The sequence below is a fragment of the Micromonospora sp. NPDC005172 genome, from assembly GCF_040608555.1.
In the GTDB taxonomy this organism is placed as follows: Bacteria; Actinomycetota; Actinomycetes; order Mycobacteriales; family Micromonosporaceae; genus Micromonospora.
This window is the reverse complement of sequence record NZ_JBEXIL010000015.1, coordinates 142,470-157,602: the sequence shown is the minus strand read 5'-3', so window position 1 is coordinate 157,602 and position 15,133 is coordinate 142,470. Positions and strand designations below refer to the sequence as shown.

9 protein-coding genes are annotated in these 15,133 nt (G+C 71.2%); 5 read left to right on the top strand and 4 right to left on the bottom strand.

Annotated features, from left to right (window positions below):
• Positions 1-665: 665 nt before the first annotated feature.
• Positions 666-845 (bottom strand): hypothetical protein, encoded by a 180-nt coding sequence (locus tag ABZV06_RS13540; RefSeq protein WP_355245807.1) that lies wholly within the window; start codon positions 843-845, stop codon positions 666-668.
• A 19-nt stretch (positions 846-864) separates the two neighbouring features.
• On the opposite strand from ABZV06_RS13540, the gene ABZV06_RS13535 reads away from it, so the two are divergent.
• The 5 genes from ABZV06_RS13535 to pulA all read left to right on the top strand — a co-directional run bounded on the left by ABZV06_RS13535 (position 865) and on the right by pulA (position 9,264).
• A complete protein-coding gene (locus tag ABZV06_RS13535) occupies positions 865-1,656 on the top strand; it encodes a hypothetical protein (RefSeq protein ID WP_355621244.1) in 792 nt (263 codons plus the stop codon).
• A gap of 37 nt (positions 1,657-1,693) precedes the next feature.
• On the top strand, positions 1,694-2,083 hold the full coding sequence (locus tag ABZV06_RS13530) for a hypothetical protein (RefSeq protein ID WP_355245620.1): 390 nt from the start codon (positions 1,694-1,696) through the stop codon (positions 2,081-2,083).
• A gap of 135 nt (positions 2,084-2,218) precedes the next feature.
• Positions 2,219-2,887, top strand: a complete 669-nt coding sequence (locus tag ABZV06_RS13525) for a hypothetical protein (protein ID WP_355245622.1) — start codon at positions 2,219-2,221, stop codon at positions 2,885-2,887.
• Between the two features lie 82 nt (positions 2,888-2,969).
• Positions 2,970-3,659 carry a cellulose binding domain-containing protein gene (locus ABZV06_RS13520; protein ID WP_355621241.1) on the top strand — a complete coding sequence of 230 codons (690 nt, stop codon included), beginning with the start codon at positions 2,970-2,972 and terminating at the stop codon, positions 3,657-3,659.
• Positions 3,660-3,768: 109 nt separating this feature from the next.
• Complete coding sequence (gene pulA, locus ABZV06_RS13515; RefSeq protein ID WP_355621238.1) at positions 3,769-9,264, top strand: pullulanase-type alpha-1,6-glucosidase; 5,496 nt, start codon at positions 3,769-3,771, stop codon at positions 9,262-9,264.
• 89 nt (positions 9,265-9,353) lie between these two features.
• On the opposite strand, the gene ABZV06_RS13510 is transcribed toward pulA, so the two are convergent.
• The 3 genes from ABZV06_RS13510 to ABZV06_RS13500 all read right to left on the bottom strand — a co-directional run bounded on the left by ABZV06_RS13510 (position 9,354) and on the right by ABZV06_RS13500 (position 15,099).
• Positions 9,354-11,000: a hypothetical protein gene (locus tag ABZV06_RS13510; protein ID WP_355245631.1), complete on the bottom strand. Its 1,647-nt coding sequence runs from the start codon at positions 10,998-11,000 to the stop codon at positions 9,354-9,356.
• Between the two features lie 299 nt (positions 11,001-11,299).
• A complete protein-coding gene (locus ABZV06_RS13505) occupies positions 11,300-13,201 on the bottom strand; it encodes a hypothetical protein (RefSeq protein ID WP_355621235.1) in 1,902 nt (633 codons plus the stop codon).
• A 416-nt stretch (positions 13,202-13,617) separates the two neighbouring features.
• The gene (locus ABZV06_RS13500) at positions 13,618-15,099 is read right to left on the bottom strand and encodes an aminopeptidase P family protein (RefSeq protein WP_355621232.1); all 1,482 of its coding nucleotides are present in this window, start codon (positions 15,097-15,099) and stop codon (positions 13,618-13,620) included.
• Between the last annotated feature and the right edge of the window lie 34 nt (positions 15,100-15,133).

Below are 15,133 nucleotides of genomic sequence, written 5' to 3'. Positions count from 1 at the left end.
GGACCGGCGACAGCCCCACCGGTGAACGCGAGACCAGCAGCGGTCAGAGCAGTCCTACGAATCAGATCGGTACGCATAACAGCGTGCTCCTCTGCGAAAGTCGGGGGAAAACACGACGACACACGAACGGGGGCGGTGTGTCGAAGCGGAAGTTCATCCGAGACAGGGCCCGGCGACCCGACGGGGCCTGCACAGGGCGTGTCTCCGGAGGGGTGGTCCAACGGCCTGTGGTGGCGGATCATTCCGCCGCGCCTGAAGGGCTTGCGGACCGGGGCTGGCCGGTGCTGCTCGGCGGTGCGGGGGATGTAACGACGCCGACCCGGCGGGTGTTCCCGGCCGCTGCCCTGCGCCGCCAGCCCGACGGGCGCGGCGGCATGCCAGGTATAACGACCCCGCCCGGCCCGCGATTCCGCCGCCAGGGTGCCACCGGTCACGGGATGAAACTCCCAAATCACCCAAAATGCACCTGGCCACCCATGATCGCGCTAGATCCAGGAAAGAGGCCCCTCGGTGTGCGGGCGAGGCCACTACGTCCCGGATCGAGCACGATCATGCCCGACGTCACGTTCCGCGCCGACGTCCCCGACGTGGCGGGGTGCGTCGGCTGGGCTCACCCGTGGCCGCTGTCTGTTGACTGGCCACACGGGAGGTTGAGCCGCGGGTGGTCAGGCGGAGTCCGCTGCCTCGCTGGCCTGGGCGTGACGCTCCAGCAGCCGCTGCCGGATCTCCTCCGGCGTGTACGCGCGCCGGCGTCGCTCGGCTCGGGCGATGACCACACCGGACGCTGCCACCCCGGCGAGGCCGGCGAGGCCGAGGATCTTCCACCACCGCATTGGTTGCCGCATCGGCCTAGGCTAGTCCCCCATGAGCATCAGCCTGGATGAGGCCGTCGAGTTGACCCGCACCGGCGACGTGTGGGTGTTCCGGGGTCGTAGCGCGCCGGACCGGGCGATCCAGTTCACCACGAACAGTCCGGTCAACCACGTCGGGATGGCGGTGGTGCTGGACGACATGCCGCCGTTGATGTGGCACGCCGAGCTGGGCAAGTCGCTGCCGGATCTGTGGTCGGGCACGCACCAGCGTGGTGTGCAGCTGCACGACCTGCGGGACGCGGTGTGCGTGTGGGCCAACCGGTACGGTCAGCGGGCCTGGCTGCGGCAGCTCGACCCGCCGGCCGAGGGCGAGATGGAGCGCGCGGTGTTGCGTACCGTGGCGCGGTTGGACGGTACGCCGTTTCCGTCGACCGCCCAGTTGGCGTGGCGGTGGGTGCGCGGTCGGGTGCCGTCGATGCCGGGTCCTGGCCGGGCGGCACTCCGAGCCGTATCGCGGGCCGCCCAGGCGGCCTGGGTCGACCCCGCTGCTTCCGCCGTGTCGGACACCCCCACCTCCGGGGTCGACGGCCCGGGCACTGCGGGCACCGGGGCCGAGCGGGGGACACGTGCCGCTCCGACCAGCGCGGCCGCGCGGGACCGGGCGTTGGAGACGGCGTACTGCGCCGAGGTCGTGGCCGTGACCTACGAGGCGATGGGGCTGCTGCCGGCCGGTAAGCGTCCGAACTGGTACGACCCGGGGCGGTTCTGGAGTGGTGACGACCTGGGGTTGGCCGGTGGCGCCCGGTTGGGTACGGAGATCGAGGTGCGGGTTCCGCCCCGCTGAGGTTTGGCCCACCCGGTGAGCGGCAATTGCTGTCGCCGTGAACGCCTCCACGGATCTCGACACGCTGACCGGTTTCTTCGATCGGTACGGCGCCGCGTTGACCTCGGGCGACCTGCCGTCCCTCGGCGGCTGTTACGCCCTGCCCGGGCTGGTGGTGGCGGACGCGTACAGCTTCTCGTTCACCTCGTTGGCGGCGGTCGCGCTGTCCTTCGTGGGCGCCGCGCCCGACTACCAGGACCGGGAGTTGATCGCCGCGCACGCCCGGATCGAGGACGTGCAGCCGGTCTCCGCGCTGCTGACCCTGGTGTCGGTGGAGTGGGAGTTCCTGGACAGTCAGGGGCGTTCGGTGCCGGGGGAGCGGTACCGCTATCTGCTGCGTACGTCGGCTGAGGGTCCGCTCATCTGCACGGTCGTCCGGACGGCCTGACCGCCCGCGTACCGTCGAGGCGGCCGAGCCGTTTTCCGCGCCAGGGTGGCCGGTCGGTCCGATCCGTACCCGCCCGGTTCCCGGTCGGGCCGGCGCTGGCTACGCTGTCGCGTCGGTGGGACGAGGGGAGACCTGATGGCGGTGGGGCCGGACGGCGCGGGAGGTCCGCGGACGGCGCGGGTCGTGGTGTCGCTGCCGTGGATCGTGGTGCTGGTGGGCGTCTGCGCGCTGGCGGTGCTCTTGGTGGTCGCGCTGCTGTCGTTCCGTACCCGGGAGCGGGACAGCTCGCCGCAGGCGGCGCCGCCGGTGTTCCTGCCGACGACGCCGGCCGCGGCGTCGTCTGCGCCGACGCCGGGTGGGTTGGAGCGGCGGACGGCCTCGCCGCGCGCGTCGCGCAGCAGCCGGACGCCGTCGCCGCGTGCCACGACCCGGTCGCCGTCGCCGGCCAAGTCGAGTGCCGGGACGCTGGCGACGGCGGACGACGGTGCGGTGTCGGCTCGTTACCAGGTCGGTACGGACGGTTGGAACGCGACCGACGCCACCTTGGCGGTGACCAACGAGTCGCAGCGGTCGGCGGACTGGCGGGTGGAGTTGGCGTTCGAAGGCGACATGCGCGGCCTGCGGGTGAGTGGTGCGGCGGGAATCTCGGTGTCGGCCCAGGGTGACGGCGGTTTCGTGCTCAGCGGCGGGGCGTCGCTGGGTCCAGGTGACACGGCGACGGTGCGCCTGCGGCTGGGTTGGGACGGCTCCGCGGCGCGTCCGCTGCGGTGCACTGTCAACGGGGTCGACTGCCGGTTCGGCTGACCGGGCGTCGGGTGTGCCGCGCGCGCTTTCAGCGTGAGCCGTCGATCGCTAGGCTGCCCGGACGGCCCGCTGAGGGAGGTACATGTCCGGCTTGCGTCGTGCCCCGCGACCGTCGCACGGTCCGGCGGCCATCGCCTCGTCGCCGTGGATCGTGGTGTTTGCCGGCGTTGTCGTGATGGTGGTCCTGCTCTTCGTGGCCCTGGGCGCGTACCGGGGGCGTAGCCCGGCGCCGGACGACGGGCCGCCACCTGCGGGCCTGCCGTTGCCGCCGGTGCCGGTGTCGCCGTACGAGCTGTCGCCGACGCCGCTGCCGGAGAACTCGGCGCTGCTGCCCGGGTTGTCGCCACGGGCCAGCGGCTCGCCTCCGAGCACGCCGGTGATGTCAAGCCCGCCGGCGGTGAGCCCGACGGGGGCGGCGGCGTCGGCGCGGCCGTCGACCCGGGCCCCGCAGCGGCCACCGGCGGTGAGTGGCCGCTACCGGGTGGTGCAGAGCTTCGACGGGGGTTTCACCGGCGAGGTGTTGGTCGTCAACTCCTCGGGTGTGGACCGTGGCTGGACGGTGCGGTTCGACTTCACCGGTGGTCGACTGGTGACGACCTGGGTGGAGGGGGTGCCACAGGGGACGGTGCGGCAGGTCGACGGCGGCTTCAGCTATGTCAGTGGGGTGGACGTGCCGGCCGGCGGGTCGGTGGCGTTGCGGTTCCACCTGGAGCGGGCGTCCACGACACCGCGGGGGTGCACGGTCGACGGGGTGCGCTGTAGCGGTTTCTGAGCGGTGCTTCCGCAAGGATGCTGCTCTGTTTCGACTGTGTTTGCAAGGTATTGCAGATCGTTGCGGCAAGGATTAGCGTGCGGCCATCACGACCAGAGGAAGGCCGTCGATGAGACCCCCGTCGATCCCGCGTACCGCCCTGCTCGCGCTCGCCTGCCTGCTCACGTCCACCCTCGTCGGTGCGCCGGTCTCCGCGCGTGCCCTCGACGCCGACCCCCGTCCGTCCAGCGCCGACAGGCTGGCCGAGGCCGGTGCCGTGCAGTGGCGCGACGCGCCCACCGCCGAGGCGCTGCTGGCCGCGGGCACCGACACCGCGCGTGCCGAGCAGTTCTACTTCGTCCTGCCGGACCGGTTCGCCAACGGCGATCGGCGCAACGACACCGGCGCGCTCACCGGTGACCGGCTGCGCACCGGGCTCGATCCGACCGACAAGGGCTTCTACCACGGTGGTGATCTCAAGGGCGTTATCGACAAGCTGTCCTACATCCAGGGTCTGGGTACCACCGCCATCTGGCTCGCCCCGATCTTCAAGAACCGCCCCGTGCAGGGCGAGGGGGACGACGTCTCCGCCGGCTACCACGGCTACTGGATCACCGACTTCACTCAGGTCGACCCGCACTTCGGCACGAACGCCCAGCTCAAGGAGTTGGTCACGCTGGCGCACCGGCGGGGCATCAAGGTCTATCTCGACGTCGTGGTCAACCACACCGCCGACGTCATCAGGTACGCCGAGGACCGCTACGCGTACGTGGACAAGGCCACCTCGCCGTACACGGACGCGCAGGGGCGGGCCTTCGAGGACCGCAACTACGCCGACGGCAGCCGTGACTTCCCGAGGGTCGACAGCACCGCCGGCCCGTACACGCCGGTCTTTCCGGAGCCGGGCGACGCCACCGTGAAGGTGCCGGCCTGGCTCAACGACCCGAGCATGTACCACAACCGGGGCGACTCGACCTTCGCCGGTGAGAACAGCGAGTACGGCGACTTCTTCGGCCTCGACGACCTGTGGACCGAGCGGCCCGCGGTGGTCCAGGGCATGACCAGGGCGTACGGCGACTGGATCGGCGCGACAGGCGTCAACGGGTTCCGGCTGGACACCGTCAAGCACGTCGACATGGACTTCTGGCCGCAGTTCACCCGGGGCGTCGAGCGCGCCGCCGAGAAGGCCGGCAAGAAGGACTTCTTCCTGTTCGGCGAGGTGTACAGCGCCGATCCGGAGGTCACGTCGAGGTACGTGCGGCGCGGCGGCCTGCCGGCCACCATCGACTTCCCGTTCCAGGAGGCCGCGCGGGGCTACACGGCGGGCGCCGGCTCGGCGAAGGCGCTTGCCGACGTGTACGCCCGCGACGACCTCTACGCCGCCCGGGACACCGACGCGGGTCGGCTGCCCACCTTCCTCGGCAACCACGACATGGGTCGGATCGGCTCGTTCATCGCCGGCGGCGGCACCGATCCCGCCAGTCACCTGCGCCGCGATCAGCTCGCCCACCAGCTCATGTTCCTGACCCGCGGCCAGCCGGTGGTCTACTCCGGCGACGAGCAGGGCTTCACCGGCCCCGGCGGGGACAAGGACGCCCGGCAGGACATGTTCGCGTCGAAGGTTCCCGACTACCTCGACGACGACCTGCTCGGCACCGACCGCACCCACGCCAGCGACCAGTTCGACACCGCCCACCCGCTGTACCGGACGATCGCCGAACTGGGCCGGCTCCGCCAGGCGCACCCCGCGCTGCGCGACGGCATCCAGGTCACCCGGTACGCCGCCGACGGTCCCGGCGTGTTCGCCGCCTCCCGGATCGCGCCCGGGGACCGCACCGAGTACATCGTCGCGGTGAACAACACCGGGACCCCGCAGACTGTCACCGTGGACACCTGGTCGGCCGGCGCCACCTTCACCGGCATCTACGGCTCCTCGGCCGGTGCGAAGGCCGGCGGCGACGGAAAGCTGACGCTGACCGTGCCACCGCTGTCGGCGGCCGCGTACCGCGCGGGCACCGCCGTCGCCCGGCCGACCGGCACGCCGACCATCAGCCTCACCACGCCCGCGCCGGACGCGTCGGTGGCCACCCGCGCCACGGTCACCGCGCAGGTGACCGGCGACCCGCTGGCCACCGTCACCGTGGCCGCGCGGGTCGGCGGCGGCCGGTGGACGCTGCTGGGCAGCGCCGACCACGCGCCGTACACCGTGCACCACGACCTGGACGGGCTGGCCGGCGGCACCCGGATCGAGTACCGGGCGGTGGTCCGCGACGGCCGGGGCCGCACCGCCACGGCCCGGTCCGTCGCCGTCGTCGGCACGCCCGAGCTGGGCGGGTCCCGGGAGTGGGCGGTCGTGCACTACCAGCGTCCGGCCGGGGGGTACGACGACTGGGGGCTGTACGCCTGGGGTGACATCGACCCGGCGTACGTCACGGAGTGGCCCGAGGGGCAACCGTTCGCCGGGGAGGACTCCTACGGGCGGTTCGCCTGGGTGAAGCTCAAGCCCGGTGCGAAGTCCGTGGGCTTCGTGGTGGTCGACTCCGGTGGCACCAAGGACGTCGCCCAGGACCGCAGCATCGACGTGACGGCCACCGGTGAGGTCTGGCTCAAACAGGGCGACCCGGCGATCTACCCGAGCCGGCAGGCGGCCACCGGTCAACCGGACCCGCCGGTCGAGGAGGGCACCGCTGTCATCCACTACCGCCGGGCCGACGGCAACTACGACGGGTGGGGCCTGCACGTGTGGGACGGCGCGGCCAACCCGACCGAGTGGGCCACCCCGCTCGCGCCGACGTCCATCGACGCGTACGGCGCGGTGTTCCGGGTGCCGCTGGCGGCCGGGGCCACCGGGCTGAACTACATCATCCACCGGGGCGACACCAAGGATCTCCCCGACGACCAGCGGCTCGACGTCGCCAGCGCCGGCCGTGAGGTGTGGCTGCTCGCCGCCACCCCGGGGCGGCTGCTCCCGTCGACCGCGACCAGCGCAGGCGGGGACACCGACATCGGCAGGCAGCGGGCGCACTGGATCGACCGGTCGACGATCGCCTGGCAGACCCCACCGACCGACGGCCGGGTGTACGCCCTGGTGGCCGCCCCGGCCGGCGGGGTGAGCGTCGTCGACGGCGAGCTGTCCGGGACGTACACCAGTCTGCCGTTGCGCGCGCAGCGCAACGGGCTCACGGAGGCCCAGCGCGCGGCGTTCCCGCACCTGTGGTCCCATCGGGCCTTCACGCTCGACCGGGGTGACCTGGCGAAGGTGCCGGCGGCGCTGCGCGGGCAGGTGCTGGTCACCGAGCGCGACGCCCAGGGAAAGCTGCTCGCCGCGACCGGCGTGCAGATCCCCGGCGCGCTCGACGACGTGTACTCGCGGGCCACCCGGGTCACGCTCGGGCCGACCTACGCCGGGCGGACGCCGAGCCTCGCGCTCTGGGCGCCGACCGCCCGAACCGTGACGCTGCAACTGTTCGACTCGCCCACGGCCGTGCCGACGACGGTGCCGATGCGCCGCGACGACCGCACCGGGGTCTGGTCGGTACGCGGCAACCACGCCTGGACGGGGAAGTACTACCGCTACCAGGTGCAGGCGTGGCAGCCGGCGGCGCAGCGGATGGTCACCGCGTCGGTCACCGACCCGTACTCGGTGGCCCTCGCCCCGGACTCCACGCACAGCCAGCTCGTCGACCTGGACGACCCGGCGCTGGCTCCGCCGGGGTGGCGCACGCTGCGCAAGCCGGCCGCCGTGCCGGCGTCGAAGGCGCAGATCTCCGAGCTGTCGGTGCGGGACTTCTCCATCGCCGACGACACCGTGCCGGCGCAGCGGCGGGGCACCTTCCTGGCGTTCACCGACCCGGGAACCGCCGGCATGACGCACCTGCGCGCGCTCGGCGACGCGGGGGTGACCCACCTGCACCTGCTGCCGGCGTTCGACTTCGCCACGATCCCCGAGAAGCGGACCGACCAGCGCGAGCCGGCCTGCGACCTGGCGGCGCTCCCGCCGGACTCCGAGGCGCAGCAGGCGTGCGTCGCGGCGGTCGCCGACACCGACGGTTACAACTGGGGGTACGACCCGCTGCACTACAGCGTGCCGGAGTGCGGGTACGCCGTCGACCCGGTCGGCGCGGCGCGGACCACCGAGTTCCGCCGCATGGTCGCCGGGGTGAACGACGCCGGCCTGCGGGTGGTCATGGACGTGGTCTACAACCACACCGCGGCGGCCGGCGTCGATGCCAAGTCGGTGCTCGACCAGATCGTGCCCGGCTACTACCACCGGCTGCTCGACGACGGCACGGTGGCCGACTCCACCTGCTGCGCCAACACCGCCCCCGAGCACGCGATGATGGGCAAGCTGGTCGTCGACTCGCTGGTCACCTGGGCCCGGCAGTACCGGGTTGACGGCTTCCGGTTCGACCTGATGGGTCACCACCCGAAGGCCAACATCCTGGCCGTCCGAGCCGCGCTGGATCGGTTGACCGTCGCCCGCGACGGCGTGGACGGCAAGGCGATCATGCTCTACGGCGAGGGTTGGAACTTCGGCGAAGTCGCCAACGACGCCCGGTTCGTGCAGGCCACCCAGGCGAACATGGCCGGTACCGGCATCGGCACGTTCAACGACCGGCTGCGCGACGCCGTGCGCGGCGGCGGGCCGTTCGACGCCAACCCCCGCGTGCAGGGCTTCGCCTCCGGGCTCTACACCGACCCGAACGGCGACCCGGTGAACGGGTCGGCGACGGCGCAGAAGGAACGGCTTCTGCACGCCCACGACCTGGTCAAGGTGGGTCTCACCGGCAATTTGCGGGACTACCGGTTCACCGACACCTCGGGCCGCACGGTCACCGGGGCGCAGGTGGACTACAACGGTTCCCCGGCCGGCTACACCGCCGCGCCGGGCGAGGCCGTCACCTACGTCGACGCGCACGACAACGAGATCCTGTACGACGCGCTGGCGTACAAGCTGCCGCAGGCCACCAGCGCGGCGGACCGTGCCCGGATGCAGGTGCTCGCGCTGAGCACGGTGGTGCTGGGGCAGGGCACCGGGTTCGTCACCGCCGGGACGGAACGGCTGCGGTCGAAGTCGTTGGACCGCAACTCGTTCAACTCCGGTGACTGGTTCAACCAGATCCGCTGGGGCTGTGAGCGGGGCAACGGGTTCGGTGTCGGCCTGCCGCCGGCGCAGGACAACCAGGACAAGTGGCCGTACGCCAAGCCGTTGCTCGCGGACCCGGCCCTGGTGCCCGACTGCGCGGCGATCGACACCACCGACGCCCGGTACGCCGAGTTGCTGCGCATCCGCGCGTCCTCGCCGGTGTTCGGCCTCGGCACCGCCGAGCAGGTGCAGCAGCGGGTGGCGTTCCCGCTCTCCGGCGAGTCGGAGACCCCCGGCGTGCTGACCATGACCCTGGATGCCCGCGGCCTGGGCGGGGCGTGGACGTCGCTGACCGTGGTCTTCAACGGCACCCCGGGAACGACGACGCAGACCCTGACCGGTCTGCGAGGTGCGGACGTGGCGCTGCATCCGGTCCTGGTGCACTCGGCCGACCCGGCGCTGCGGACAGCGTCGTTCGACCGGGCGACCGGTGCCTTCACGGTGCCGGCGCGCAGCGTGGGGGTGTTCGTCCAGAGGTGAACGGGGACCGGCCCCCTCCCGCGTCGTGCGGAAGGGGGCCGGTCCTTGTTGGTGCGTGGTGCGTGGTGCGTGGTGCGTGGCGCTGGTGCTCAGGCGAAGCAGTTCTCGATGGTGCCGCCCGGGATGGCCAGGCAGTTCGTCGGGCGGTTGGCGGTGATGGCGGACTTGTCGTCCACGTTCACCTGACCGAAGAAGGTGAACACACCGCCCGGCGCGAAGGTCGAGAAGTTGTTGGCGACCTTCGTCTTCGACAGGTTGACCTCGCCGAAGATGTTGAAGATGCCGCCGCCGACCCCGATCGGGCCGATGGCCCGGTTACCGACGACCTCGGTGTCCCGCAGCGTGAGGACGCTGCCGGCGTTGAAGACCCCGCCGCCGAAGAAGCCGGCGGTGTTCTCCTTGATCCAGCTGTCCTCGACGGTCACCGCGCTGTCGAAGGCGATGGCGAGACCGCCACCGACCCCGGCGGTGCTGTTCTTCGCCACCGTCACCTTGTGCAGGTTGAGCTGGCTGTCCGCCGCCGCCAGACCACCACCGGCGAGGACCGCCGTGTTCGAGGTGATCTCGGTGTCGTACGCGGTGGTGTTGCCCTCGATGTCGAGGTAGCCGCCGCCGAAGCCCAGCGTCTCGTTGTCGCTGATCACGGTCTTCTTGAGCTCGACCGTGCCGCCGTCGACGTCCTCGGTGAAGATCTCCGCGGCGCCGTTGGAGATGCCGCCGCCACCGATGATGGCGGTGTTGTCCTTGATCTTCGACTCCTCGACCTTGAGCAGGCCGGCGTTGAACACACCGCCACCGAAGAAGAAGGCGGTGTTGCTCGCGACGGTGCTGTGCCAGATCTTCGCGGTGCCGAAGTTGGCCACACCGCCGCCGTTGCCGCCGGACTGGTTGAGGACGACCTCGGACTCGATGATCTCGGCGGTGCCGCCCGGCTGGACCAGGATGCCCGCGCCGTCGGTGTCACCCGGCTCCTCGACGAGCGGCGTGACGACGCCCGGCGCCGCCTTCGTGGTGGCCTTCGGCGTCACCTTGGGTGCGGCCTTCAGGCCGGCCTTCGGGTTCGCCTGACGCGCGGTGAGGGCCTGGTCCAGCGGAACACCGGCCTTCACCTGCGCCGCGATCGCCTCGGAGTCCGAGTAGGACGCCCAGACGGCCGCCGGCTCGACGGCGTTCAACGTTTCGAGAGTCTGACCGCCCTTGATGGTCAGGCCCTTGAGGGTCAGGTGCCCACCGCTGCCGACGTTGAGGATGCGGAAGTAGTCGGCCGTGGCCTCCCGGGCGATCGTGGTGTGCTCGCCCTTCAGGGTGATGCGCTCGGTGATGACCGGCAGACCGTTGCCCTGGTAGTCGTTGCGGCTCAGGTTGTAGGTGCAGCCCTTGGCCAGTTCCAGCACACCACCGTGCTTGTTGTTGGCGAACACGATCGCCTGGATCAGCTTGTCGGTGTCGCAGGGCACCTCCTTCCCACGCTCGTGGTCCTTGTCCCGGTCCTTGTCCTTGTCCTTGTCCCGGTCCTTGTCCCGGTCGCGACCCTCGTCACCGTGCTGGTCGCCGTCCTTGCTGACCTGCGCGGTGTTCCAGTTCAGGCCGACCGCCCCGGCGCTGCCCGCGACGCCCACCGCCGCGATGCTGATCACGCCCGTCAGACCGGCCACGCCGCTGGCGAGCCAGAGCTTGCGGCGGCGCTTGGCCGTCGCCCGCCCGGAGGCTTCGTTGTTCGTTAGGTAGTTGGACATCGGAGCTCTCTGCCCTCTCCTCGTACCAGACAGGGTCGCCGCCCTCAGACGGTCGTCCCCTGCTACAAATCGGTTGTAGCTCCCAAAAACACCGTATGAGAATGTTCCTCGCCTGGCGGCGGTATCCGAAACAACCCCACATTCGGTTCATGTCGGGCCGCGGGTGGCCTTCAGGCCCCGGCCGGGCACGCGGCCCCCAGCCGGGTCATCACGCCCCTGACCAGCCGAAATGGGTACGCCCCTCCGTGCCGTCACCGGCTCGGAGGGGCGCGCCCTCTATGTGGTTCAGCCCCACCCGATCAGGCGAAGCAGTCCCGAACGTTGAAACAGTTGGTCGGGCGGTTGGCAGTGACCGCAGACTCGTCGTCCAGCAGGACCGTGCCGCCGAGGCTGTTGAAGATGCCCCCCGGCTCGAGGGTGGCGAAGTTGTGCGCCACCGTCGTCCGGTAGAGCCTGACCTCGCTCCCCTCGGCGTTGAGGATGCCGCCGCCGCGGGCGAACGGGCCGATGGCCCGGTTGCCGACGACCTCGCTGTCGCGCAGCGTCGTGCGGCTCTCGTCGTTGAAGAGGCCTGCGCCGCTGGACCCTGCGGTGTTGTCCGCGATGGCGGTGTCCTCGATCGTCGCGGTGCTGTCGGCGACGACCGCCACACCACCACCCTCGCGACCGGCGCTGTTCCTGGCCACCGTGGCGTTCTTGAGGGTGAGCTGACCGTCGGCCACGCCAACGCCGCCGCCGTCCAGGACCGCCGTGTTGTCGGTGACCTTCGTGTCGTGCAGGGTCGTGGTGCCCCCGACGTCCAGGACGCCGCCACCGACACCGAGCGTCTCGTTCTCGGTGATCTCGCTCCTGTAGACCCAGACCGCACCGCCATCGATGCTCTCGGTGACGATCGAGGCCGCACCGTTGGCGATACCGCCGCCACCGACGATCCCCGTGTTGTCCGTGACCTTCGACTCGTCGACCTGGAGCACGCCGGTGTTGAAGATGCCGCCGCCGTAGAAGAACGCGGTGTTGTGCGCCACGGTGCTCTTGCTGAGCCGCGCCGAACCGAAGTTCGCCAAGCCGCCGCCGTTGCCGCCGGACTGGTTGTAGAGCAACTCGCTGTCCAGGATCTCGGCCCGACCCCCGGGCTGTACGAGCACGCCGGCACCGTCGTTGAACCCGGGCTCCTCCACCAGTGGCACGACCGCCGCGCCCGCCGCCGTCGACGTACCGGCCGTCGGGGCCTTGGTGATCGCCGCCGTCGTGGCTGCCGCTGCCGGCTTGGCCGCCTTGCTTGCTCCCGGCTTGGCCGCTGCTGCCGTTGCCGGCTTGGCCTTCGCTGGCTTGGCCTTCGCTGCCTTGGCTGTCGCTGCCGTGGCTGTCGCCGGCTTCGCTGCCGTCGTCGCCGGCTTCGCTGCCGTTGGGGTGGCCGCCTTGGCTGCCTTCGGTGGGGCCGCCTTGGTTGCTGCCGCAGGCTTCGCGGCTGGTGCTGCGGTCGGTGTGGCGGCACTACCCGGGGCGGCGGCGTCTGTCGCCGTGGTGGTCCGGACCGAGGCCGAGTACGGCCCCCAGACCGTGGCCGGCGCCACCGTCACCGGCCGTTGGATGGTCTGCCCACCCCTGATGCTCAGGCCCTTGAGGGTGAGGTTCCCGCCCGGACCCACGTTCAGGATGCGGAAGTAGTCGGCGGTGGCCGCGCGGCCGATGACCGTGTGCTCACCCTTGAGCGTGATGGGCTCGGTGATCACCGGGAGGCCGTTGCCGTCCTGGTTCCGGGTCAGGGTGTAGGTGCAGCCCTTCGCCAGTTCCAGGACGCCGCCGTCGCCGCTGTTGGCGAAGGTGATCGCCTGGATCAGCTTGTCCGAGTCGCAGGGCACCTGCCGGGCGCGGTCCTTCTCCTCGTGCTTGTCGTCCTTACCGCCACGATCATCGAAGCCGCTCCAGTCGTCGCCGCTCCAGTCGTCGTCGCCGCTCTCCTTGCCGTCGTCGGCGTTCCCACCCCCAGCGTCGCTGACGTTCTGCCGGTTCGTCGACGGCTGCGCGTCGGACACCCGGTCGGAGGTGGGCTTGTCATCCCGTGCGGCCACACCTCCGAGGGCGGCCAACCCCACCACTCCGGTCAAACCGGCGACGCCGGCGACCCACAGGGCCCGTCGTCGTCGTGTCGGCGGAGCCGTCGAGGCCCCGCCGTCGGTACTCGTTACGTCGTTGGACATCAGAGCCTTCCGCCCTTCCTGCTACCAGACGGGGTCGCACCGCCCGCAGCGCCACGACCAGCTACAAATGGGTTGTAGCCTCTGATGCCCACCGTATGAGAACTATCTTCGCGAGGAAGACGTATCCGAAAAAACCCCGCATATGCCTCAGGTTAGGGCACGCGCCCGCTAACGGACCGGGTCGGCAGGAAGGGATGTAGGCAGCCCAAACGGCCACCCGAGGCGCGCCTGGGTGGCCGGGCGAGGGGCGCTCGTCGTCGCATGATCCACACCGCTGCGCCGATGTCGCTGTATCCGGGCGGCTAAATACCGCAAGGTCGGCGATCTGGCGGTGGACAGACGTGCCACGGGCGGCCGGAAATGGGGCCGGGCCGGACGCCAGAGCGTCCGGCCCGAGCCAGGGTGTCGCGCGCGGGTCAGGCGGGCAGGCGGGGGCCGGCCTCGCGCTGCTCGGCCAGCCAGGTCTCCACGTCGTCGGAGGTGCGTGGCAGGCCCGCCGACAGGTTCACCGCGCCGGTCGCCGTGACCAGCATGTCGTCCTCGATCCGGATGCCAATGCCGCGTAGCTCCGCCGGGACCAGCTCGTCCTCGGGTTGGAAGTAGAGCCCCGGCTCGACGGTGAGCACGTAGCCCTCGCCCAGGGCGCCGTCGCGGTACGTCTCCTTACGGGCGTTCGAGCAGTCGTGCACGTCGATGCCGAGCATGTGACCGAAGCCGTGCAGCGTCCAGCGCCGGTAGACCGAGGACTTCTCGTCCATGGCCTCGTCGACGCTCACCGGCAGCAGGCCCAGCTCGGCCAGGCCCTCGGCGAGCACCCGCATGCAGGTCAGGTGGACGTCCCTGAACTTCACGCCCGGGCGGATGGCGTCGATGCCGGCCTGCTGCGAGGCGTACACGATGTCGTAGACCTGGCGTTGCAGGGCGGTGAACCGGCCGTTCACCGGCAGCACCCGGGTCACGTCGGCGGTGTAGAGGTTGCGCCCCTCGACCCCCATGTCCATCAGCAGCAGGTCACCCGGACGGGTGGCGCCGTGGTTGTGCACCCAGTGCAGGATCGTGGCGTGCTCGCCGGCGCCGACGATCGAGCCGTACCCCACGTCGTTGCCGTCGTGGCGGGCGCGCAGGGCGAAGATGCCCTCCAGCAGCCGCTCGGAGACGGCCCGGTCGGCCGGCAGGACGCGGGCCACGTCTTCGAAGCCGCGCACGGTGGCGTCGATCGCGTCCTGGAGCTGGGCGATCTCCCACTCGTCCTTGACCAGCTTCAGCTCCGAGAGGGCGATGGCCAGCTCCCGGTCGCGGGCCGGCTGGCCCTCGTCGCGGGGTCCGTCGTAGGACCGCACGGCCGCGTCCACCTGGGCGTCGAAACCGCGCAACACCCGGGTACGCGCCGGCGCCAGGTCGGCCAGCGCCGCCTCCAGGCCGGTCAGGTCGGCGGTGGGCAGGTCCAGCTCGGTGGACTTCTCGCCGAGGGTGTGTCGCCGGCCCACCCACAGCTCACCGTGTCGGCTGCGGAAGAACTCGTCGGTCTCCCGCGACGAGCGGGGCCGCATGTACAGCGTCGCGTCGTGCCCCGAGCCGTTCGGGCGCACCACGAGCACGCTGTCCGGGTCGTGGTCACCGGTCAGGTAGGCGAAGTCGCTGCCCGGCCGGAACGGGTAGGTGGTGTCGTTGGCGCGGACCTTCTCACCACCGGTCGGGATGACAAGCGTCTCGCCCGGGAAGGCGGCGGAGAGCGCGGCGCGCCGCTTGGCGTAGTTGGGGACCTCGGGACGGGGCGCGACGGGGAGTTCGGTGTCGCGCCAGCCCTGCCGCATGAACGACAGGAACGCCTCCGGGAAGTCCGGATCGTGCGATTCCGTGCCGTCTGTCGGCGTACCGTCGGTGCGTTCCTCGGTCATGGGGCCGCTCCCTTCCGCTCGTGGCTGGTCCCGA